The organism is bacterium, from assembly GCA_040754625.1.
GTDB lineage: Bacteria > JACRDZ01 > JAQUKH01 > JAQUKH01 > JAQUKH01 > JAQUKH01.
This window is the reverse complement of sequence record JBFMCF010000024.1, coordinates 1-20,876: the sequence shown is the minus strand read 5'-3', so window position 1 is coordinate 20,876 and position 20,876 is coordinate 1. Positions and strand designations below refer to the sequence as shown.

The window sequence follows — 20,876 nt, the reverse complement described above, 5'->3', positions numbered from 1 at the left end:
TTTGGCCTGATTCAAGGCGCGAGAAGCATTGCATACCCTCTGCGGTATGCATGTGACGAGCAACGCAGAAACAGGACAAAAGAGCTCTGCCCTTCGGGAATGCCCATCTTCGGCCAATTTCTGCCTCACTCCTCCTTGACGTATCACAGAGGATACGCCTGCGTCGTCGTTCATTGAAATTGTCTCAAATCCGGGCATTCTATCACATCAAAATTAATTTAATAGAGCACCAGTCTATCACAGGAGAAGCGATGAACTTCCCGCCTGTTTTTTCCCCGATAATATTAAAAAAACCTATGACCGTTCGATTGGAAGATTTTTAAAAGTAAAAAATAGGTAATTGCCCCCATAAATAATATATTTGAAAATAAATGAAAACATTCGAAGAATTGTTGGAAAAGTATATCTCCTGCCCAATTTCTTTACCGGAAAAAAACAATCCCCATTGCTATTGAAATGAATAAAACCAGGATGGGATGAAATTTAAAAATCCAGATTCCAACTATAACGGAAATAAGGATAATAACTGATTTATATCCCGAAATGGAGACTCTTCCGACACTCATGGCGGCGATGATTATAAGGCCAAGTACTGCCGGTTTTAAACCTTTAAAAGCCGCCTGGACTATTTGGTTGTCCTGGAATGAAGAAAAAACCGTGGCAATGGCCCAAATTAATAAAAAAGAAGGCAGAACTACGCCGAATGTCGCAAACACCGCCCCCCGAAAGCCGGCAACTTTATATCCGACGAATGTGGCGGAGTTAATGGCAAGAGGGCCGGGGGTCATTTCGGCAATTGCGACGATGTCAATGAATTGTTCCGCGGTTATCCAGTGATATTTATTTACGATTTCTTTTTCTATTAAGGGAATCATGGCGTACCCGCCGCCGAAAGTAAATAGCCCTATCTTGAAAAATTCTAAAAAAAGTTTTATAAAAAGCATAGAAAAATTTTACTAAATTAATTGATTAAAGTATATATAAAAATTCTAATCTTGACAACCACGCGAAATAAACCGTATAATCGAAATACAGTTTAAAAAACATATTATTATGAAAAAAAGGTTTTATATATACTGTTGTCAATATAAAAAAACGCCGGTGTTTGCTTTTTTCGTATTATTCCTCTTGCTTTTAAAGATTTATTTAACGGCAGAAGAACAAGGTGAGGAAAAATACACTCTGAAATCGGTTATTGAATATGCATTAAAAAATAATCCGGGAATTATATCCGCGAAAAAAGAAGTGGAAATAGAATATTTTAACCTTAAATCTTCCCGGGCGGAAAGGCTGTTCAAGCTTGATTTTAACGGCGGTTATACGAAGTTTCGTTACTTTACGCCTGTAACACCTTTTGTCCCCGGTGTTTCGGGCGATCTGCCGGATGTTGATACAAAAATATACGATGCCGGTATTACTTTCAGACTTCCGTTATTTAAAGGAGGGCAGCTTTCAGGAAATGTCTATATTACAGAAATGAAAAAATCCATCGCTGAAGATAATTTTACTATGACAAGGCAGGAACTTATTTATAACCTTAAAAGCGTGTATTATAAAATTTCACAGTTTAAAAAACTTTTAGAAGCAAACGAGGCCTCGGTAAAACAGCTTGAGGAACATAAGAAGAATGTTGAACTTTCTGTTAAAACCGGCAGCGCCGCTCAAGTGGATTTTTTAAGGACTGAGGTAGAGCTTTCAAAAACCAGGGAAAACAGACTGGTAATAAAGAACAGCGTGGAAAGTCTATATGAATTTCTGAAAGCACTAATGGGGATGGATAATATGGACAGGAAAATTTTGATTGTTTATGAAATCCCCGAGGATGAGGAATACCCCCCTTTTGAAGCAGGCCTTAATAAGGCATTTTTTCAGAGGCCTGATTATAATTCTGTTTTGAAGAAGAAGACTATTTGCGATGAAAGAGTAAAGATAGCAAGGGGAAGAAGATATCCTGATATTTTGATTGCCGGCGAATACGGGGATAAATCAGGGGATAATTTGAAATTCAGGGAAAACTGGAATATAGGTTTGAGGCTTTCCATGCCTCTTTTCGACTGGGGGATTATAAAGTCGGACATCAATAAAGAAACCGGGGAATGGGAAAAGGCAAAAGAAGAAGAGCGGTTATTAAGATTGAATATAATCCGTGAAGTAAAAAATGCCTATCGTAACATTGAAACCGCCGGGGAACGGATAGAGGTTACATTAAAAATGGTTGAATCAGCGAAAGAAACTTTAAGGATAGAGCGTTTAAAATATGAGACAGGCGGCGGTATAAACACGGATGTTCTTGACGCCCAGTCCGCACTTTTGTCCGCCGAAACAAGTTATTACCAGGCGCTTTATGACAAACAGATTGCGATAGCGTATTTGTGGAAGGTAATCGGGGAGGAATGAGGGTGAAGAAAAAATTTATTATATTCGGGATTGTTCTTTCAGGAATAATCTTAATTATTTCAATTACAACTTATATCCGCAACCGCCTGGAAAAAGGGGCGATTTCCGCGTCAGGCAATGTGGAGATTACAGAAGTAAATTTAGGTTTCAAGTCTGCCGGCAGGATCGCGGAGCTTTTCGCGGAAGAAGGGCAAAATGTTAATAAAGGAGATAAACTCGCGCGGCTTGACAATGCGGAATCAGCCGCTATTGTTTTACAAAATAAAGCGTTATTAAACGAGGCAATGGTCAGATTGGAAGAGTTGAAAGCCGGGGCGAGGCCGCAGGAGATTGAACAGGCAAAACTTAACATGGAGTCCGCGGAGGCGGCTTTATCCGAGTCAAAGGCCCGTCTTGAGGAATTGAAAGCCGGGGCGAGGCCGCAGGAGATTGAACAGGCAAAACTTAACATGGAATCCGCGGAGGCAGGCCTGTCCGAAGCAAAGGCAAAACTGGATGAATTAAGGACGGGGGCGAGGCCGCAGGAAATTGAACAGGCGAAATTAAACCTTGATTCAGCCGGCTCGGAATTTGAAAAAGCGAAAAAAGATTATGAAAGAGCTGAAGTATTATACAAAAACGGTGCGGTATCGTTGTCCCAGTTTGACGCGGTAAAAAATGTGTATGATACCCGTGCCGCGCAGTATAAAAACGCTAAAGAAAAATTCAGCCTTATTAAAGAGGGTGCGAGGCAGGAGGAAATAAAGGCCTATGAACAGCGGTTTGAACAGGCAAAAAAAGCCTTGGAAAACGCGAGAGAAAAATACAGCCTTGTAAAAGAGGGCGCAAGGAAAGAAACGATAGAGGCGGCGGAACACAGGGTTGAACAGGCAAGAAAGTCGTTCGAAAACGCGAAGGAGAAATACAGCCTTGTAAAAGAAGGCGCGAGAAAAGAAGAAGTCCGGGCCGCGCAATACCGCGTGGAACAGGCGAAGGCGGTGCTTTCTGTTTCCGAAGAACGCTTAAAAGACACAATTTTATATACACCGATAACGGGTGTGATATTGAAAAAATATGTTGAGGTCGGGGAGACCGCCGGTTCAGGCGGTTCTGTTTACACGGTAGGCGACCTCATGAACGCAAATGTGAAAATTTATGTCAAAGAAACAAAACTCGGTTTGGTGAAACTGGGGCAAAAGGCGAAAGTAACGACAGATTCATATCCCGGGAAGGAATACGAGGGTGTTGTTACCAATATTTCATCCGAGGCCGAGTTTACCCCCAAAAATATACAGACAAAAGAGGAACGGATAAAACTTGTTTTCGGCGTGAAGGTAAGCGTCAAAAATATTGATAATGAACTTAAACCTGGCATGCCGGCGGATGTGAAGATAATCCTCGATAAGTGAACTGTTTAAACGGTTTAAACCGTTTAAACCGCTTGAACGGTTTCAGATGGAACACATTGCTATCAAAACACTTAATCTCACAAAAAAGTTCGGGGAAAATACTGCTATCGACAAAATCAGCCTGGAAGTGAAACGCGGCGAACTTTTCGGGCTTGTCGGGCCGGACGGCGCGGGCAAAACCACGACGATGAGGCTTTTGACTTCCATAATGGAACCGACTGAAGGAGAGGCGTGGATAAGCGGTTTTTCGATATTAAAAGATCCCGAAAAAGTCAAAGAAAAAATCGGTTATATGTCCCAGCGTTTCGGGCTTTATGAAGATTTGACTGTTATGGAAAATATGGATTTCTACGCGGACCTTTACACTGTCCCCCCCAGTGAACGCCCGTCAAGGATTAAAAAATTACTGGAATTCAGTAATCTGTTTCCGTTTAAAAGCCGGCTCGCGGGTGACCTTTCCGGCGGGATGAAACAAAAACTGGGGCTGGCATGCACTCTTATTCACACGCCCGAGGTTTTATTTCTTGATGAACCGACAAACGGCGTCGACCCTGTTTCGAGAAGGGATTTCTGGAGGATATTATACGGCCTTTTAAAAGAAGGGATATCGGTTTTTGTTTCAACGTCTTATCTTGACGAGGCGGAACGGTGCAGCCGTGTCGCTTTGATTAACAAAGGAAGGATTTTAGTCGTTGATGAACCTTCACGTATCAGGCAGTCCCTTAAAAAGCCGATGATGGAGGTTTGGGTGGATTCGCCCCTCTCCGCGGCGGAAATTATCAAAAAGACCCAGGGAATTATAAGGATAAGCGCGTATGGAGACAGGCTCCATATTATTGCTGAAAAAAAGGAAGTGTTTGAAAAAGTTATTTCCGATTTAAAATCGAAAAATATTAATATAGAAGGGCAGAGGGAAATAATCCCTTCGCTTGAAGATGTGTTTATTTCGATGGTGGATGGGAAATAACCGTTTAATCCGTTTAAACCGTTTGAACAGCTTGGACGGTTTTAATCGTTTTATAAATTAAAATGCGTGAAAAAAACATTGCTGTGGAGCTCAACAATTTAACCCGTAACTTCGGTGATTTTAGCGCAGTCGATAATATCAGCCTATCCGTGAAAGAAGGCGAGGTGTTCGGGTTTTTGGGACCGAACGGTGCGGGTAAATCGACGACCATTAAAATGCTTTGCGGGTTGTTGCTGCCGACGTCCGGCACGGGACATGTTGGAGGACATGATATAATTTCTGAAGCGGAAGAAATCAGAAAAAATATCGGATACATGTCCCAGAAATTTTCACTTTATAATGATCTTACGGTGGAAGAAAACATAAATTTTTTCGGCGGGGTTTACGGTGTCAAAAACAGGGTATTATCTGAACGCAGAGAATGGGTCCTGGAAATGGCGGGGATTAAAGACAGGAGAAAGAACATGACGGCGACATTGGCCGGAGGTTTTAAACAGAGGCTTGCGCTTGGATGCGCGGTAATACATGAACCGTCGATATTGTTTCTTGACGAACCGACATCCGGCGTTGACCCGGTTTCGAGACGGAATTTCTGGGGGCTAATAGGCAGGTTATCCAAAACGGGGACGACGATTTTTGTTACCACGCACTATATGGATGAGGCTGATTATTGTGACAGGCTGGCGTTGATTTACCGCGGCAGGATTATCGCGGAGGGAAGGCCCACCGAAATGAGGCATAAATACATGAAGCGGGATGTCCTGGAATTAAAGGTTGATAAATTAATTGAAGCCATGGATGTGTTGATTAAAAATGGTTATGAAACAGCGGTTTTCGGCAGTTTGCTCCATGTTGTAATTGAAAATTACGAATCACATATTCCGAAAATCGAAAAAATTTTAAAAGAAACGGGATTATCCCTCCCTTTCAGAATTGAAAAAATTGTTCCGTCACTTGAGGATGTATTTGTGACATTGATTGAAATGGCATAAAGGTAGGGGCACAAAATTTTGTGCCCCTACAAATAAAATATTATGAACATTCGCCGCATTAAAGCAATAGCAAAGAAAGAATTTATCCAGATAGGCCGTGACCCGTTCAGCCTGGCCGTCGCTTTTTTAACGCCTCTGATGCTTCTTCTTATGTTCGGTTTCGCGCTGACCTTCGACATAAAAGACGTAAAGACTGTTGTTTACGACCAGGACAAAACAAGCGTAAGCCGCGATTTAATAAAAGAATTTATCGATTCGGGTTATTTTCAGGTGGTTTCATATATTGAAAATTATTCCGAAATAGATAAATATATCGATTCGGGCAAGGCAAGGGTGGCGATAATAATCCCATCTGATTTTTCGAAAAAAACAAAGACAGATAGAGATGTGCAGGTCGGGGTAATCATTGACGGAAGCGACTCAAACACGGCAAGCATTATCCAGGGATATGTTTCAGCCATAGCGGAGATGTATTCCCAGAGGGTAAGCGGAAGACGGGTGGTTTCCCTGATTGATGCCCGCATGCGGTTCTGGTATAACCCCGAACTTCGTTCAAAAAATTTCATAATACCGGGGCTTATTGTTTTAATAATGTCCGTTATCATCGCGCTTCTTACTTCCCTGACTATTGCCAAAGAATGGGAACGGGGCACAATGGAGCAGTTGATTTCAACGCCTGTAAAGACATCGGAGCTTATAATCGGGAAATTGATTCCATATTATACCATCGGTTTCACGGATTTTATTTTTTCGGTTTTTCTCGGGATTTTCCTGTTCCATATTCCCATGAAGGGAAGTGTTTCTCTTCTCCTGCTTTTGTCGGGTATTTTCCTTTTCGGCGGTATAAGCCAGGGAATAGTTATCTCTGTGATTGCAGGCCCGTCGCAGCAGGTGGCGACGCAGATAGCGATGCTTTCAACATTTCTCCCGGCGTACTTATTGTCCGGCTTTGTTTTTTCCATTCCCAATATGCCGTGGCTACTCCAGCTTATATCGCGCGCAGTTCCCGCGAGATATTTTGTCACAATTTTAAAAGGGATATTCCTGAAAGGAAACACCTTGAAAATACTGGGTTTTGAAGCATTTTTATTGACTGTTTTCGCGGCCGGTATTTTCGCTTTCGCGAACAAGAAATTTAAAAAGAAAATGCAATAATCATGTTCGAACGAATTAAACATCTGGTAAAAAAAGAATTTATACAGGTTTTAAGAAATAAACGGCTGAGGTTTTTTCTGGTTGCCCCGCCGGTAATCCAGCTCATGCTTTTCGGGTATGTCGTGAGCCTCGATGTGAGAAACGTTTCAATGGCGCTTTACGACCTTGATAAATCGCGAGAAAGCAGGGAGCTTGTGAGGCGGATGGAATCATCAGGCTATTTTACCGTTAAGTATCTTCCTGAATCGACGAATGAAATCAGGGATTTGCTGGACCGGGGGAAGGTTACCTGCGCGATGCAGATTAACAGCGGATTTTCAAAAGATTTGAGGAGGAAAATCCCGGCGGATATTCAGATAATATTTGACGGGACCGATTCCAACACCGCGATCGTGGCAATGGGATACATCAACAGGATCGTCTCAAAATATTCGCTTGATTTAACCGGTGAAACTGTTAAATCCGGGCTTTCAAAAATAGACTTCCGGACAAGGGCCTGGTATAATCCTGAATTAAAAAGCCGGAATTATTTTGTGCCGGGCGTGATGGCGTCGATTATTTTGTTAACCTGCCTGAGCCTCACATCCACGGCCATTGTCAGGGAAAGAGAGATCGGAACAATGGAACAGTTGATGGTCACGCCCATCAAACCTTTTGAATTGATCCTCGGGAAGACAATCCCGTTCGCTATCGTGGGTTTCCTGGACATGGTTCTTGTTTTGATTGTTGGGGTGCTCTGGTTCAGGATCCCGATTAAAGGCTCGATACCGCTTTTGGCTCTCGGCACGGCGGCGTATCTTTTGCCCGCCCTTGGAATAGGACTTTTTATATCTACTGTGGCAAAAACTCAGCAGCAGGCGATGATGCTTATGAACCTTTTTAACAACCCTGCCATGATGCTTTCGGGTTTTACGTTCCCTATAGAAAATATGCCTTTATTCTTTCAATACCTTACATATCTTACGCCACTTAGATATTTTATTATAATAATCAGGGGAATATTTCTTAAAGGAAATGGTTTTGGTATTCTATGGCCGCAGATACTCGCTCTTGTTATTTTCGGGGTCATAGTTATAACAATAAGCGCCATGAGATTTAAGAAGAGGCTGGGGTGATAAATTTATGAAAATATTTAAAAAAATACTGTTACATGTTTTATTGTTTTTATCATGCCTGAATTTCAATCTTTTAGCCCAGGAGAACCTGGTTGATGAAAAAAACTTTTCTGAAGTCCAGCTCGCGGAGCTCAGGTTCCAGCAGGAGCTTTCTTTAATACAGGAAAGGCTGCGCAATAAAGACAACGGGCCTTTTTTATACACTCATGAGAAAAAAACAAAGACCGTGTTTTTATTGATTCACGGGTTTACCGCGAGCCCATGGGAAATGAGGGACCTTGGAGAATATTTATATGAAAAAGGGTATAACGTTTACGGGTTGCTTCTCGAGGGTCACGGGACAAAAGAAGAGGATTTGCTTAAAATTAAATGGGAAGACTGGTACCAATCGGTTGAAGACGCATATGAGCTTGCAAAACTTTTAGGAGATAATGTGATTGTTGCGGGTTTTTCAACTGGCGGGGACCTCGCCCTGCATCTTGCCGTAAATAAACCCGGACTCAAAGGAATAGTTTCCCTCGCGAGCGCGGTATTTTTCGCGGACTGGAAAATTGTTTTAAGTCCGGTTGGAAAGTATTTTATTAAATATAACAAAAGACCCCTGCCGGACAAGTTAAAACCTTATTATTATGAAAACAGAGCGGTGTCCGCTGTTCATGAAGTTTATAAATTAAGTAAAGTTGTCAAAAAAGAATTAAAGGACGTAAACCAGCCTGTTTTAATTATCCAGTCTAAAAACGATAAAACCATTAAACCAGAAAGCTCTGAATATATTTATGAAAAAACAGGTTCGAAAGACAAAAAACTTGTTTTTATCGACAGCCCGTCGCATATACTTACCACACTCGAAAACCCCAGGCAAAATGAAGTCTTTGAGATCATTGATAATTGGGTAAAAAACCTTTATTGATAATATAATTTCGTCTTTCAGAAAATACTAAAATCTGCCGATAATTTTGGTAAAACAATGCTTGTTTTTAATTAAAAAGGGTGTTATAATCTCTTACTTATATACGATTGATTTAAAACAAAAATATTTTTCAATCCGAAGGTATACAGGGAGGAGAAGTATGAATATCAATTGGGATTTTGGAGGAATTGGCCAGTTTCTTCTTGGAATTGCTGCTTTGATTGTTGCTCTTCGGGGTAAAAGAAGAAAAGGAGGAAAAGATGTCAGAAATCATTGATTTAAAGGCTCGTGAAATTCTGGACTCCCGCGGGAACCCGACAGTAGAATGTGAAATAGCTCTTTTAAACGGCGCCAGGGGCTGGGCGGCAGTGCCCTCAGGCGCGTCCACAGGCGAACACGAAGCGGTTGAACTGCGTGACGGTGACAAAAAAAGATACAACGGCAAGGGTGTTTTAAAAGCAGTTGAGAATATCAATGAAATTATTGCCCCGAAATTGATAGGAATGAGTGTTTTGAACCAGAGAGACATTGATGAGATGTTGATTGCATTGGATGGAACTGAAAATAAGGGCGCTCTTGGAGCGAACGCGATTTTAGCCGTATCCCTTGCCTGTGCCAGGGCGTCCGCAAATTTTCTTAAAATCCCGCTATACCGGTATATCGGTGGCACCAATGCGTCACTTTTACCCATTCCCATGATGAATATCTTAAACGGCGGCCGGCACGCGGACAACAATCTTGATGTCCAGGAATTTATGATTATGCCTGTGGGAGCGCCGAATTTTTCAAATTGTTTGCGTATAGGAACAGAGATTTTTCATAAACTTAAAGAAGTTCTTAAAAAGAAAGGGTTAAAAACCTCCGTTGGGGATGAGGGCGGGTTTGCGCCGGATTTAGGATCAAATGAAGAAGCAATTCTATATATTATGGAGGCGATAGAGTCTGCAGGGTATAAAGCGGGAAAAGATGTATTTATCGCGCTTGATTCAGCGGCTTCTGAGTTTTATAAGAAAATAGGAAAAACAGGGCAATATGTTTTAAAAACAGAGAAAGGTGCACTGGATTATGAATCGTTAATAGATTATTACCAAAGACTTGTGGAAAAATACCCGATAAAGTCAATCGAAGACGGATTAGCCGAGGATGACTGGGAGGGATGGAAGGCCTTAACAGATCGTTTAGGCAAAAAAATCCAGCTTGTAGGTGATGATATCTTTGTTACCAATATTGGCCGCCTGTCCCGCGGAATCAAAGAGGGAGTGGGAAATTCGATTTTAATTAAAGTGAACCAGATCGGGACGCTTACTGAAACAATCGAGGCAGTTGAAATGGCCAAAAAAGCGGGATATACTGCGGTCATTTCTCACCGTTCTGGAGAAACAGAGGATTCCTTTATCGCTGATTTATCTGTCGCGTTGAATGCCGGCCAGATCAAGACAGGGTCCCTTTGCCGCACGGACAGGGTGTGCAAATATAACCAATTGCTTCGCATTGAATCTGAATTAAAAGGAAGCGGGGTTTTCGCTGGGGAAAAAGTATTCTATAATTTAAAGTAGGGGCTTATGATTGCCCCTGCATAAAGGATAAGGGAAAAAATGGCAGATAATACTAAATATGATTCTAATAAGATTCAGATATTGGAAGGACTGGATGCGGTCCGTAAACGTCCGGCAATGTATATTGGTGATACGGCGGCCACAGGGCTCCATCATCTGGTTTATGAGGTGGTTGATAACAGTATTGATGAGGTGTTATCAGGTTTTTGCGACAATATTGAGGTTGTTATTCATCATGATAACAGCATTACGGTAACTGATAACGGGCGAGGTATTCCCGTGGATATACATAAGACTTATAAGAAGTCCGCGCTTGAAATTGTCATGACAGTCTTGCACGCCGGCGGAAAGTTTGATTCCGAAGCATATAAAGTAGCGGGTGGGCTGCATGGAGTCGGTGTTTCAGTGGTAAACGCCCTTTCGGAATGGATGGAAGTGGAGGTGATGCGTGACGGGAAGGTGTATTTCCAGGAATACAAAAGAGGAAAACCGGCCGCGTTAGTCCAGGAGATCGGTAAATCCAAGAAACAAGGCACAAAAGTTACTTTTAAACCGGACTCGGATGTTTTTGAGACGCTGGTTTATAATTTTGACACACTAGCTAACCGTTTAAGGGAGCTCGCGTTTCTTAATAAAGGCATACAGATCACGCTTAAAGATGAACGGGAAAGTAATGAGCCGAAGGTAAGTGTGTTTTGTTATAAGGGAGGTATCCAGGAATTTGTGGAGCATCTTAACCGTAATAAAAATCCATTGCATAAAAAAGTTATTTATTTCCAGAGAGAAAAAGAAGTAGAAAAAGAAATTTTAGCTATCGGAGAAGGAGAGAAAGAATCAGGGAGCAAGAAGATTGTTAAGGAAGGGGTATCAGTTGAGATTGCCATGCAATATAATGACGGTTACGCGGAAAATATATTTTCGTTTGCGAACAATATCAATACCCGGGAAGGCGGGACGCATCTTGTAGGATTTAAATCAGCCCTTACCAGGGCCATTAACGGTTACGCGAAGAAAAATGATTTATTAAAAAAACTGGAAGAAAATCTTTCCGGTGAGGATGTAAGGGAGGGTCTGACGGCGGTTATAAGTGTTAAAGTTACAAATCCTCAATTTGAAGGGCAGACCAAAGGGAAATTGGGAAACAGCGAAGTTAAAGGTATCGTGGAGTCTATTGTTAATGACGGGCTGGATGAATTTTTTGAGGAAAATCCTCCGGTTGCGCGCGCTGTGATAGAAAAATGTGAACTTGCCGCGAAAGCGAGAGAGGCGGCGAGAAAGGCGCGGGATCTGACCCGAAGGAAAGGCGCCTTGGATTCAGGCAGTTTGCCGGGTAAACTGGCGGATTGTTCTGAACGGAATCCGGAACTATGCGAAATTTATCTTGTTGAGGGAGATTCCGCGGGGGGGAGTGCCAAACAAGGCCGTGACCGGCGTTTTCAGGCGATATTGCCTTTGAGAGGCAAGATAATTAATGTTGAAAAGGCCCGGCTGGATAAGGTGTTAAGCAGTGAAGAGATCAGAGTAATGATCGCCGCTATAGGAGCAGGTGTCGGCAGTGAGGATTTTGACTTGGGTAAAGCCCGTTACAGGAAAATAATTATTATGACTGATGCTGACGTTGACGGAGCGCATATCCGGACGCTTCTTCTAACATTTTTCTACCGTCAAATGCCCCAGTTGCTAGAAAATGGTTATGTTTATATCGCCCAACCGCCGCTTTATAAACTTAAACGCGGTAAAAGTGAGCAGTATATTGAAAAAGAAGAAGAGATGGAGGATTTTTTAGTTAAACACGGAACGGAAGATGTGGTTTTTAAAGAATATAAGGGGAAAAAAATCAGGGAGGAATATACAGGCAAAAAGTTGCAGGATATTTCAGATATTTTGATCTCATGGAAGAGGCTGCAGAGGATAATATACAGAAAAGGAAATACTATCGAAGAATATGTTGAGTTATTCCCGTTTGAGGATGAACTGAAAAAGCATAAATCCAATGGTGAGAATGGAAAGACTGATTCAGAAGAAGAACGTAAAATTAAAAGAGCGGAAATAGTTTTTTCTCCGGAGTATAAAGAGGTTAAAGATTTATATAAAAAACTTTCAAATTTAAACCTTGTGTTTGATGATGATTCCGTTCTGTTCCAGTTAGAAAGAGAAGAAGAGATTGTTCCAGTAAAATCCATAGATGATATTCTTGAAAGGATAAAAATATGGGGAAAAAAAGGTTTGACAATCCAGAGGTATAAAGGCCTTGGAGAAATGAATCCGGAACAGCTCTGGTCAACGACAATGGATCCGGAAAAAAGGACCATTTTACAGGTTAAACTTGAGGATGTTGTTCTTACGGATGAGATCTTTACTATTCTTATGGGTGACCAGGTTGAACCCCGGAGAGAATTTATACTTAAGCACGCGGCGCAGGTCAGGAATTTGGATATTTAATAACTGTTTAAACTGTTTGAACGGTTTAAACGGATTTTTAGGAGAACCATGTATTCTAAAGGCGAAAAAGTAGTTCCGATAAATATTGAAGATGAAATGCGTAGTTCGTATATTGATTACGCCATGAGCGTTATTATAGGCAGAGCCTTGCCGGATGTCCGTGACGGGCTGAAACCGGTGCATCGCAGGATCCTTCATTCAATGAATGAAGCGGGGATCGTTCATAATAAACCGTACAAAAAAAGCGCGAGGGTTGTCGGTGATGTTTTAGGTAAATACCATCCGCATGGAGATATGGCTGTATATGAAAGTATAGTCCGTATGGTCCAGAGTTTTTCATGCCGTTATACTTTGATCGACGGACAGGGAAATTTCGGATCCGTGGACGGTGATTCAGCCGCGGCGATGCGATACACCGAAATAAGAATGGCGCTTTTCAGCGAAGAAATGCTCGCAGATATTGACAAAGAAACGGTTGATTTTATACCAAATTACGATGAATCTATGACTGAACCAGTTGTTTTGCCGGCGAAGATTCCGAATCTCCTGGTTAACGGTTCATCGGGTATCGCCGTAGGTATGGCGACAAATATTCCTCCTCATAATATGTCCGAGGTAATAAAGTCGGTTATTAAAGTTATTGATGATTCGGATGTCGCAATAAAAGAAATCATGAAAGTTATGCCTGGCCCGGATTTTCCGACAGGGGCTTTTATAGTCGGCCGAGCGGGTATTAAAGAAGCTTATGAAACCGGCCGGGGGAAGATCACTCTCCGGGCTAAGGCGAATATCGAACAGCTTAAAAATGACAAAGAAAATATTATTATTACAGAGCTTCCATATCAGATTAATAAGGCGCGGCTTATTGAGGATATCGCGCATCTTGTTAATGATAAAAAAATAGACGGGATCTCGGATGTCCGCGATGAATCCGACCGGGACGGGATGCGTGTTGTAATAGAATTAAAACGCGGTGAGGTAGCCCATGTGGTTTTAAATCAGCTTTACAAACATACCTCGATGCGGACTACATTTGGAATAATTTTTCTCGCGATAGTAGATAAAAATCCTCTGGTTTTGAACATTAAAGAGATCATAATTCATTATATAAATCACCGTAAAGAGATCATTATCCGAAGGACAAAATTTGAACTGGCTAAAGCTGAAGCCCGGGCACATATTATTGAGGGTTTAAAGATCGCGCTGGCAAATCTTGATGAAGTGATAAAAACTATTAAGAAGAGTGAAAGCCCGGAAGCCGCAAAGTTTAATTTAATGAAGAAATTCTCGCTTTCAGAGGTTCAGGCGCTTGCGATTCTCGATATGAAACTGCAGAAGCTTACAGGATTAGAAATAGAAAAGCTCGAGGCGGAATATCTGGAAATAATTAAAAAAATAGCATACTTTAAATTGATCCTTTCAAGCGAAGCGAAAGTAAAAGAAATTATTAAGGAGGAGCTTCTGGAGATCGATAAAAAATTCGGCGATGAACGGCGGACTGAGATCATTGAAGAAGAAGGAGATTTTACGATCGAAGATCTGATTGCGGAAGAAGACATGGCGATCACAATCAGCCATACAGGTTATATAAAACGCCAGCCGGTTTCAGGTTTTACAAAGCAGCGCCGCGGCGGCAGGGGAAAGACAGGCATGCTTACAAAAGAAGAAGATTTTGTGGAACATCTTTTTATTGCCTCTACCCATCATTACATTTTATTTTTTACGAATATCGGAAAAGTCCACTGGATAAAAGTCCATGAAATCCCGCAGGCCGGGCGCACCGCGAAAGGAAAGGCCATTATTAATATGTTGAGTTTAACCCCGGGTGAAAGGGTAACGGCGTTTATTCCCGTGAAAGAATTTACCCCGGAAAAGTTCCTTGTAATGGTTACTAAAGACGGCACTATTAAAAAGACCAATCTTGACGCATACAGCAATCCGCGCCAGGGCGGGATTATAGCCATTACCCTGGATAAAGATGATGAGCTGATTGAGGTGCTTGAGACAACCGGCAGGGAGGAATTGGTTATCGCGACAAAACAGGGCAAAGCAGTCAGGTTTAACGAGGAAAAAGTCCGGCCGATGGGCCGCTCAGCCCACGGTGTGCGCGGAGTATCTTTATCTAAAGGAGATGTTGTAGTCAGCGCTCTGGTGGCCAGGCCCAAAATTACTATACTCACAGTTACTGAAAACGGTTACGGGAAGCGTACTGATATAGATGAATACCGGCTGACAAATCGCGGAGGAAAAGGCGTGATAAATATTAAACCTACAGCCAGAAACGGGAATGTAGTCGGGGTTAAAGAATCAACGGACACGGACGAATTAATGATCATTACATCGCACGGGCTTATTATAAGAATGCCGGTTGAGGGAATAAACTCAATCAGCCGGAATACCCAGGGCGTCCGTTTGATACGGCTGGAAGAAGGCGATAAAGTACAAAGTATAGCCTGTATACAAGAAAATGCGGCAGACGCGGATGGGGGAGAAGAATAACTTTATGCCAAAAATTCCGCAACTTTAGATTTTAATTTCTGTTTTGGTATTGCGCCTATTAACTGGTCTTTTACTTTGCCGTCTTTGAACAACAGGAAACTTGGGATGCTCATAATTTTATATTGGCTTGCAGTGACCGGATTTTCATCTACGTTTAACTGGCATACTTTGATTAATCCGGCATATTCTTTAGCCAATTCGTCGACTATATTTGCCATCATCCTGCATGGCCCGCACCATGACGCCCAGAAATCTACAAAAACAGGCATTGATGAATTAATAACTTCTTCCTGAAAATTAGAGTCTGTTAAAACAACTACAGCTTCATTTGCCATATAGCCTCCTCCATTAAATGACGGAAAGTATTTTAAATTATTTTTGTGGTGTTGTCAACAAAATAAGGTAATAAGGTTAATTGTCCTTGACTTGGAACGGATGTTTAAATTATAATTTAAATGGCAAATAATTTTATGAGCAGGAAGCTGTTATGTCGCAAAATTTAAAAGATGAAGAAGTCCTTAAACAAGTCTGTAATCTGGTTGGATCCGTAGCCGTGGAACAACTGCGGTATGTTGACTGTTTTGTCACAAAAGATATTGGATTGTTTACCCCGGTGGGAGGGGCATGTTTTTACGCTTTATCTCCCGAACACAGCCACCCGTCTTATATGTTTATTGTTTCCTTCAATGATGAGACCCAGTTTAAAATTTACGGAAAAACGATAACATCGGTTTCAGGAAAGATATTCTGCCTTTCACCTGATATTCCTCATCATGAACTTCCTTCGGACTTTCCGCCGCGCTACATCGCTGTTTTAATAAATAAAAGTTTTTTTAAAAGGCAGCTGGCCAAATATATGGTAAAACAGAACATTAAATTTATCGGCGAGTTTTATTCCATGGACCCGGGCATTTTGCCTTTACTTAGAAGATTTATGATTGAAATTGACAATAAAATGCAGGGTTCAGATATAATTTTACACGCCCTGAATTTAGAAATATGCCATGCAATAATCAGGACTATATTTAATTTTACCCCGGAGATTGACAGAATATCAAACCGGCTGGAAATCGATAAGGCAATTGAATATTTATATTCAAATCTCGATAAAAAGATTACTATTGATAAACTCGCGAAAATTGCCTGCATGTCTCCATCGCATTTTTTTCGTGTTTTTAAAAAAGAGGTTGGGCAGCCGCCGCAGGATTACCTGAATAAAATCCGGATGAAGGTAGTTAAAAATTTATTGAAGGCGTCGGATAAATCTATTACAGAAATTGCCCTCGACTGCGGATTTGGCTCGTCATCTTATTTTTCCGCATGTTTCAAAAAGGCGTTTAACATAACACCCACCGATTACCAGAAAACATTCAAAAAAGACATTTCTAAAAAAGATAAGAGAAAAACGAAAAAGTGTGCACTTTTTTAATGTTATAATTATCCGGTTATGACACGAACAGGAACCGCCCATTTACCTCTCCACTACGGAAACGCGCCCGCGTGGCTTTTTACCAAAATGCGCGCGTTAAGCAGGGAAATCATTACCCTTATAGTTTCTGATACCGGACCGGATGAGGTCTTAAGGCGTATGTCGGACCCGTTTTGGTTTCAGGCCTTTGGCTGTGTGCTTGGTTTTGACTGGCATTCAAGCGGGCTCACCACTACCGTATGCGGCGCGGTAAAAGAATCAATACGCGGGATTGAAAAAGAGCTTGGAATTTTTGTCGCCGGCGGCAAGGGTAAAACTTCAAGAAAAACCCCGTCTGAGATTGAATTATGGTCGGAAAAAATATCGATAAATCCAGCGAAATTGGTTTATGCCAGCAGAATGTCCGCGAAGGTGGATAACTCAGCGGTCCAGGATGGTTACCAGCTTTATCATCACACATTTTTATTTACAAAAAAAGGAAACTGGGCGGTTGTCCAGCAGGGAATGAACGGGGTAAATCGCTGGGCAAGGCGTTACCACTGGTTAAGCGAAAATGTGTCAAATTTTGTTTGCGAGCCTCATTCCGCGATTTGTTCGGATAACCGCGGCGAAACGCTTAATATGACCGCTAAGGAAAGCGAGGCCGCGAGAATTATAAGCACGGACGCGTCAAAAGAAAATCCTGAAAAACTTGCTGAAGAAATTGATAAGATTATCAGCCTGGAACTTCCAGGCAGACACCCTGTTTTGCAGAAAGACATCAATTCAAAATACCTTAAAAAAATATTTCTTAAAACTTATAAAAAACAGCCTGATAACTTTGAACATTTACTGGGTATTGAAGGTGTCGGGCCTAAAACCATTCGGGCGCTGGCATTGATTTCAGAAATTGTTTATGGAAAACCTCCGAGTTTTAAAGACCCTGCCCGTTACAGTTTCGCGCACGGGGGCAAGGACGGGTTCCCGTATCCCGTGGACCGTGAAAATTACGAACATTCTATTGAGTATTTGAGGAAGGCTGTGACATTGGCGAAAATCGGGCAGACAGATAAAATATCCGCGTTAAAAAGATTGGGAGATATTTAGAATGTTTTGTAATTATATTCTAACTTTTATAACGGATTTGTTAATAAGGCAGGTTTTCCCACTGTCTAACCCAGGCGCGTGTATGTCATCCGGGTAAAAAATAGCCAGCATGCCGCTTTTCATTAACAGTGTTGAAAAGGATTCCGCGTTAAAAAATTGAACATCTTTTCCAGGATCATATTCGGAAATTTTACGGGAATATTTAATCGGGGATATTTTAATCATTTCTTCGCCGGAAAATACAAACTGCAGATCAATATATTTCCTGTGGCCTTCAAATTTCTGTTCAAAATGGTTTTTGGTTTTATAAACACTGTTGATCACAAATATTCTATTTCCGTCTATTCCTATTGTTGTTTTATCGTTAATGTCCATATTTTTGAAATCAGTTTCTTTCATATTGCAAAGATATTCCAATCCGGTTTTAATTAATTTATTAAATTTATTATTTTTCTTAATTTCTTCAATATGTCCGATTATGGCCATAAATTCTCCTGTTTTTTATTTTTAACATATTTTACATCATTTTTGTTATTATATACACAGAAATACATTTAGAGCCTGTAACAAAATTATGATAATAAATGAAGCCATTTTAAGCAAATATCCTCTGCTGGAAAATTTGCCGATAGTTATTAAAAATAGTTTAGAAAACGGTGAGATATCCTTAAAGACGGCTTTGGCGCTTGCGGAACTTTCCGCGAATGAAGGCGAATATTTGACGGAAGTGATCAGAAAGTATTATCTGGGTGTTAATAAACAGCAGGAATTGATAAAGCTCGTGACCGAGATCGAGGCGAGGGATAATATTTCTTTGAAAGATTTTCTCCCGGGAATTGAAAAAGAAATTATCGAGAGAAACTTAAAGGAATCAGGCCGCGGTGCGTTTTTAGTTTCAAGGCTTCGCGAAAAACGGTATCCAAAAATATCAGCCTTTAGAAAAGAATTAGAGGGACGAAAGAATCTTTTTAAAAATAAAGGTTTTAATTTAATTCTGCCGCCGAATCTGGAAGAAGAAGGATTTAAAATAGAAATATTTTTTAAAGACAGCGGCGATTTAATCAATAAAATTGAAAAATTAAAGGAAATATTGGAGCACTAGCCCTGCGAATGCAATATATGGAACTTTTATATGTAATAATTGTCTAAATGAACAGAGATAGTAATCCAGGCAATCAAATTGATAATGATGAATCTTTAATTGAAAGAATAATGTCAGGTGATAAATTGGCATTTGACATATTGGTTCCAAGATATAAAGATAAAATATTTAATTTGTGTTATCGTTTTTCAGGGGATTATACAGAGGCTGACGATTTAACGCAGGAAACATTTATTAAGGTTTATCTTTCGGTAAAACATTTCAGGTTTGAATCGAGTTTTTCAACATGGATTTACCGCATTGCAATAAATGTTTGTAAAAACAGAATAAACTCCCTGCCATATCGGTTTAAAAGATTGACAAATTCCCTGTCTGGTTCAAAAGATACAGAAAGGGAAGGTTTGATGAATGACGTGGCGGATAATTCACCGGCACCTGATTGTGAATTTGAGGAAAAGGAAAGAAAAAAAATTATCCAAAAGGCAATTAATAAACTGCCAAAGGATCAAATGAAGATGATAATCTTAAGAGACATAGAAGGATTGTCCTATGAGGAGATTGCAGGAATAACACGGTGTAATCTTGGAACAGTGAAGTCAAAACTGGCAAGGGCAAGATTTAGTTTAAAAGAAAAACTCAAAGGATTGATTAGATGAACTGCAGGGAAATTAAAAATCTATTATCTGATTATGTTGATAATATGTTAAGTCACAAAGAAAGGGATATTGTTGAAAAACATCTGTTTACCTGTAAAGACTGCAGGGATGAGTATGAGTCATTAAAACTGTGCATAGATGAGATCAAGTCTTTAGAAAGAGTTAAAGCCCCATTAAATATTTCAGAGAAGATTCATGAACGCTTAGAAAGCCGGACAAAAATAAAATTGTTAATTGATAAATTGTTTTTGCCTTTTTACATTAAAATTCCATTGGAAGTTGCAGCCCTTTTTCTAATTGCATTATTGATAAAAAATATCTATAAACACCCAATTCCTGAGATTCAAATTGCGACAAAAGCAGAAAAAATAGAAAACATAAAAAAATATCCAAAAGAGGCGTTTACTGAACCTGAAAATGAAATTTCAGATGAAAAAACCGGATATGAAAATAAACCAGTTGAGGTAGCTTTAAAACCAATTGAGAAAGAAGCTGTTTTAGAAGAAAAGATGTCAAAAGATATTTCCTTTGAGAAATCCAAAGAAGATATTATTGAAGAAATCAAGACAGAAACACCTGAAGAGAGAAAAAAAAGAGAAAACCGGGAATTTTTGGAAATGGTAAAAAAGAATTATAAAAAATTCGAATCGACTGCGAAAGACTTGAAAATAAAAGCTGATGATTTGGAAGCTAAAGCCAAAGAGGCAGAAGAAAAGGCAAAAGACTTAGAGACAAAAGCTCAAAAAGCTGAAAACGAAGCTTTAAGAATAAATGCCGAAGTGTTATCAAAAGAAGCGGATAGATTAAAGGCTGAGATTAAGGAAACTGAAAAAAAAATAGCAGAGATAAACGAAAAACAAAAAAAGGAAAAAGGGGAAAAACTAACACTGCTGACAAAGTATGAGGAATTAGAAAAGGAAATACAACTAACCGAAAATAAACTTTATGAAATTGCAGGAAAGATAAATATTTATATGGATAAATAACGAATAGAGAGAAATTCCTCACTGCACCCGGAACATGCCGCACAATCCTAAAAGATGATATCCCTCGCAACGCCCGAATGACAATAAAAAAATCTCGGAACTTTTTTAGTCCTTTTTTGTCTAAATAAGTGAGAAGGAAAAATATGATTCGTTGTGAAGCATCTAAACTCATTATTAAAAAAGGAGGATAAAATTG

18 protein-coding genes are annotated in these 20,876 nt (G+C 40.4%); 15 read left to right on the top strand and 3 right to left on the bottom strand.

Annotated features, from left to right (window positions below; genetic code table 11):
* Nucleotides 1-422: 422 nt before the first annotated feature.
* Nucleotides 423-944 carry a chromate transporter gene (locus AB1498_01840; protein ID MEW6087028.1) on the bottom strand — a complete coding sequence of 174 codons (522 nt, stop codon included), beginning with the start codon at nucleotides 942-944 and terminating at the stop codon, nucleotides 423-425.
* A 184-nt stretch (nucleotides 945-1,128) separates the two neighbouring features.
* On the opposite strand from AB1498_01840, the gene AB1498_01835 reads away from it, so the two are divergent.
* The 10 genes from AB1498_01835 (at nucleotide 1,129) to gyrA (ending at nucleotide 15,421) form a co-directional block, all read left to right on the top strand.
* A complete protein-coding gene (locus AB1498_01835) occupies nucleotides 1,129-2,397 on the top strand; it encodes a TolC family protein (protein ID MEW6087027.1) in 1,269 nt (422 codons plus the stop codon).
* Between the two features lie 2 nt (nucleotides 2,398-2,399).
* Nucleotides 2,400-3,785, top strand: coding sequence for an efflux RND transporter periplasmic adaptor subunit (locus AB1498_01830; protein ID MEW6087026.1), 1,386 nt, complete (start codon nucleotides 2,400-2,402; stop codon nucleotides 3,783-3,785).
* A gap of 46 nt (nucleotides 3,786-3,831) precedes the next feature.
* Nucleotides 3,832-4,752 (top strand): ABC transporter ATP-binding protein, encoded by a 921-nt coding sequence (locus AB1498_01825; GenBank protein MEW6087025.1) that lies wholly within the window; start codon nucleotides 3,832-3,834, stop codon nucleotides 4,750-4,752.
* 62 nt (nucleotides 4,753-4,814) lie between these two features.
* Nucleotides 4,815-5,744: an ABC transporter ATP-binding protein gene (locus AB1498_01820; protein MEW6087024.1), complete on the top strand. Its 930-nt coding sequence runs from the start codon at nucleotides 4,815-4,817 to the stop codon at nucleotides 5,742-5,744.
* Between the two features lie 42 nt (nucleotides 5,745-5,786).
* Nucleotides 5,787-6,899 carry an ABC transporter permease gene (locus AB1498_01815; GenBank protein ID MEW6087023.1) on the top strand — a complete coding sequence of 371 codons (1,113 nt, stop codon included), beginning with the start codon at nucleotides 5,787-5,789 and terminating at the stop codon, nucleotides 6,897-6,899.
* 2 nt (nucleotides 6,900-6,901) lie between these two features.
* Nucleotides 6,902-8,014: an ABC transporter permease gene (locus tag AB1498_01810; protein ID MEW6087022.1), complete on the top strand. Its 1,113-nt coding sequence runs from the start codon at nucleotides 6,902-6,904 to the stop codon at nucleotides 8,012-8,014.
* Between the two features lie 7 nt (nucleotides 8,015-8,021).
* On the top strand, nucleotides 8,022-8,924 hold the full coding sequence (locus tag AB1498_01805) for an alpha/beta fold hydrolase (protein MEW6087021.1): 903 nt from the start codon (nucleotides 8,022-8,024) through the stop codon (nucleotides 8,922-8,924).
* Nucleotides 8,925-9,184: 260 nt separating this feature from the next.
* Nucleotides 9,185-10,480, top strand: a complete 1,296-nt coding sequence (gene eno, locus AB1498_01800) for a phosphopyruvate hydratase (protein MEW6087020.1) — start codon at nucleotides 9,185-9,187, stop codon at nucleotides 10,478-10,480.
* A gap of 39 nt (nucleotides 10,481-10,519) precedes the next feature.
* Entirely contained in the window at nucleotides 10,520-12,922 is a 2,403-nt protein-coding gene (gyrB, locus tag AB1498_01795; protein ID MEW6087019.1) for a DNA topoisomerase (ATP-hydrolyzing) subunit B, read from the top strand.
* Nucleotides 12,923-12,970: 48 nt separating this feature from the next.
* A complete protein-coding gene (gene gyrA / locus AB1498_01790; GenBank protein MEW6087018.1) occupies nucleotides 12,971-15,421 on the top strand; it encodes a DNA gyrase subunit A in 2,451 nt (816 codons plus the stop codon).
* Between the two features lie 2 nt (nucleotides 15,422-15,423).
* Here the strand turns inward: gyrA and trxA are convergent, their stop codons facing one another.
* Complete coding sequence (trxA, locus tag AB1498_01785; protein ID MEW6087017.1) at nucleotides 15,424-15,756, bottom strand: thioredoxin; 333 nt, start codon at nucleotides 15,754-15,756, stop codon at nucleotides 15,424-15,426.
* 152 nt (nucleotides 15,757-15,908) lie between these two features.
* On the opposite strand from trxA, the gene AB1498_01780 reads away from it, so the two are divergent.
* Nucleotides 15,909-16,850: an AraC family transcriptional regulator gene (locus AB1498_01780; GenBank protein MEW6087016.1), complete on the top strand. Its 942-nt coding sequence runs from the start codon at nucleotides 15,909-15,911 to the stop codon at nucleotides 16,848-16,850.
* A gap of 18 nt (nucleotides 16,851-16,868) precedes the next feature.
* On the top strand, nucleotides 16,869-17,936 hold the full coding sequence (locus AB1498_01775) for a DUF763 domain-containing protein (protein ID MEW6087015.1): 1,068 nt from the start codon (nucleotides 16,869-16,871) through the stop codon (nucleotides 17,934-17,936).
* Nucleotides 17,937-17,948: 12 nt separating this feature from the next.
* On the opposite strand, the gene AB1498_01770 is transcribed toward AB1498_01775, so the two are convergent.
* Entirely contained in the window at nucleotides 17,949-18,422 is a 474-nt protein-coding gene (locus AB1498_01770; protein ID MEW6087014.1) for a YhcH/YjgK/YiaL family protein, read from the bottom strand.
* Nucleotides 18,423-18,510: 88 nt separating this feature from the next.
* Here AB1498_01770 and AB1498_01765 point away from each other — a divergent pair, with 88 nt between their 5' ends.
* The 3 genes from AB1498_01765 to AB1498_01755 are packed head-to-tail and all read left to right on the top strand — an operon-like array spanning nucleotide 18,511 to nucleotide 20,680.
* Complete coding sequence (locus AB1498_01765) at nucleotides 18,511-19,038, top strand: hypothetical protein (GenBank protein MEW6087013.1); 528 nt, start codon at nucleotides 18,511-18,513, stop codon at nucleotides 19,036-19,038.
* A gap of 47 nt (nucleotides 19,039-19,085) precedes the next feature.
* Nucleotides 19,086-19,694: a sigma-70 family RNA polymerase sigma factor gene (locus AB1498_01760; protein MEW6087012.1), complete on the top strand. Its 609-nt coding sequence runs from the start codon at nucleotides 19,086-19,088 to the stop codon at nucleotides 19,692-19,694.
* Nucleotides 19,691-20,680 carry a zf-HC2 domain-containing protein gene (locus AB1498_01755; protein ID MEW6087011.1) on the top strand — a complete coding sequence of 330 codons (990 nt, stop codon included), beginning with the start codon at nucleotides 19,691-19,693 and terminating at the stop codon, nucleotides 20,678-20,680. The genes AB1498_01760 and AB1498_01755 overlap by 4 nt, the downstream gene beginning before the upstream one ends.
* Nucleotides 20,681-20,876 lie beyond the last annotated feature (196 nt).

Coding starts and splice junctions, on each gene's coding strand:
- AB1498_01805 (MEW6087021.1), top strand. CDS start 8,022: ATGAAAATATTTAAAAAAATACTGTTACATGTTTTATTGTTTTTATCA.
- AB1498_01810 (MEW6087022.1), top strand. CDS start 6,902: ATGTTCGAACGAATTAAACATCTGGTAAAAAAAGAATTTATACAGGTT.
- AB1498_01780 (MEW6087016.1), top strand. CDS start 15,909: ATGTCGCAAAATTTAAAAGATGAAGAAGTCCTTAAACAAGTCTGTAAT.
- AB1498_01755 (MEW6087011.1), top strand. CDS start 19,691: ATGAACTGCAGGGAAATTAAAAATCTATTATCTGATTATGTTGATAAT.
- AB1498_01765 (MEW6087013.1), top strand. CDS start 18,511: ATGATAATAAATGAAGCCATTTTAAGCAAATATCCTCTGCTGGAAAAT.
- AB1498_01840 (MEW6087028.1), bottom strand. CDS start 944: ATGCTTTTTATAAAACTTTTTTTAGAATTTTTCAAGATAGGGCTATTT.
- AB1498_01815 (MEW6087023.1), top strand. CDS start 5,787: ATGAACATTCGCCGCATTAAAGCAATAGCAAAGAAAGAATTTATCCAG.
- trxA (MEW6087017.1), bottom strand. CDS start 15,756: ATGGCAAATGAAGCTGTAGTTGTTTTAACAGACTCTAATTTTCAGGAA.
- gyrB (MEW6087019.1), top strand. CDS start 10,520: ATGGCAGATAATACTAAATATGATTCTAATAAGATTCAGATATTGGAA.
- gyrA (MEW6087018.1), top strand. CDS start 12,971: ATGTATTCTAAAGGCGAAAAAGTAGTTCCGATAAATATTGAAGATGAA.
- AB1498_01770 (MEW6087014.1), bottom strand. CDS start 18,422: ATGGCCATAATCGGACATATTGAAGAAATTAAGAAAAATAATAAATTT.
- AB1498_01825 (MEW6087025.1), top strand. CDS start 3,832: ATGGAACACATTGCTATCAAAACACTTAATCTCACAAAAAAGTTCGGG.
- AB1498_01760 (MEW6087012.1), top strand. CDS start 19,086: ATGAACAGAGATAGTAATCCAGGCAATCAAATTGATAATGATGAATCT.
- AB1498_01775 (MEW6087015.1), top strand. CDS start 16,869: ATGACACGAACAGGAACCGCCCATTTACCTCTCCACTACGGAAACGCG.
- AB1498_01820 (MEW6087024.1), top strand. CDS start 4,815: ATGCGTGAAAAAAACATTGCTGTGGAGCTCAACAATTTAACCCGTAAC.
- eno (MEW6087020.1), top strand. CDS start 9,185: ATGTCAGAAATCATTGATTTAAAGGCTCGTGAAATTCTGGACTCCCGC.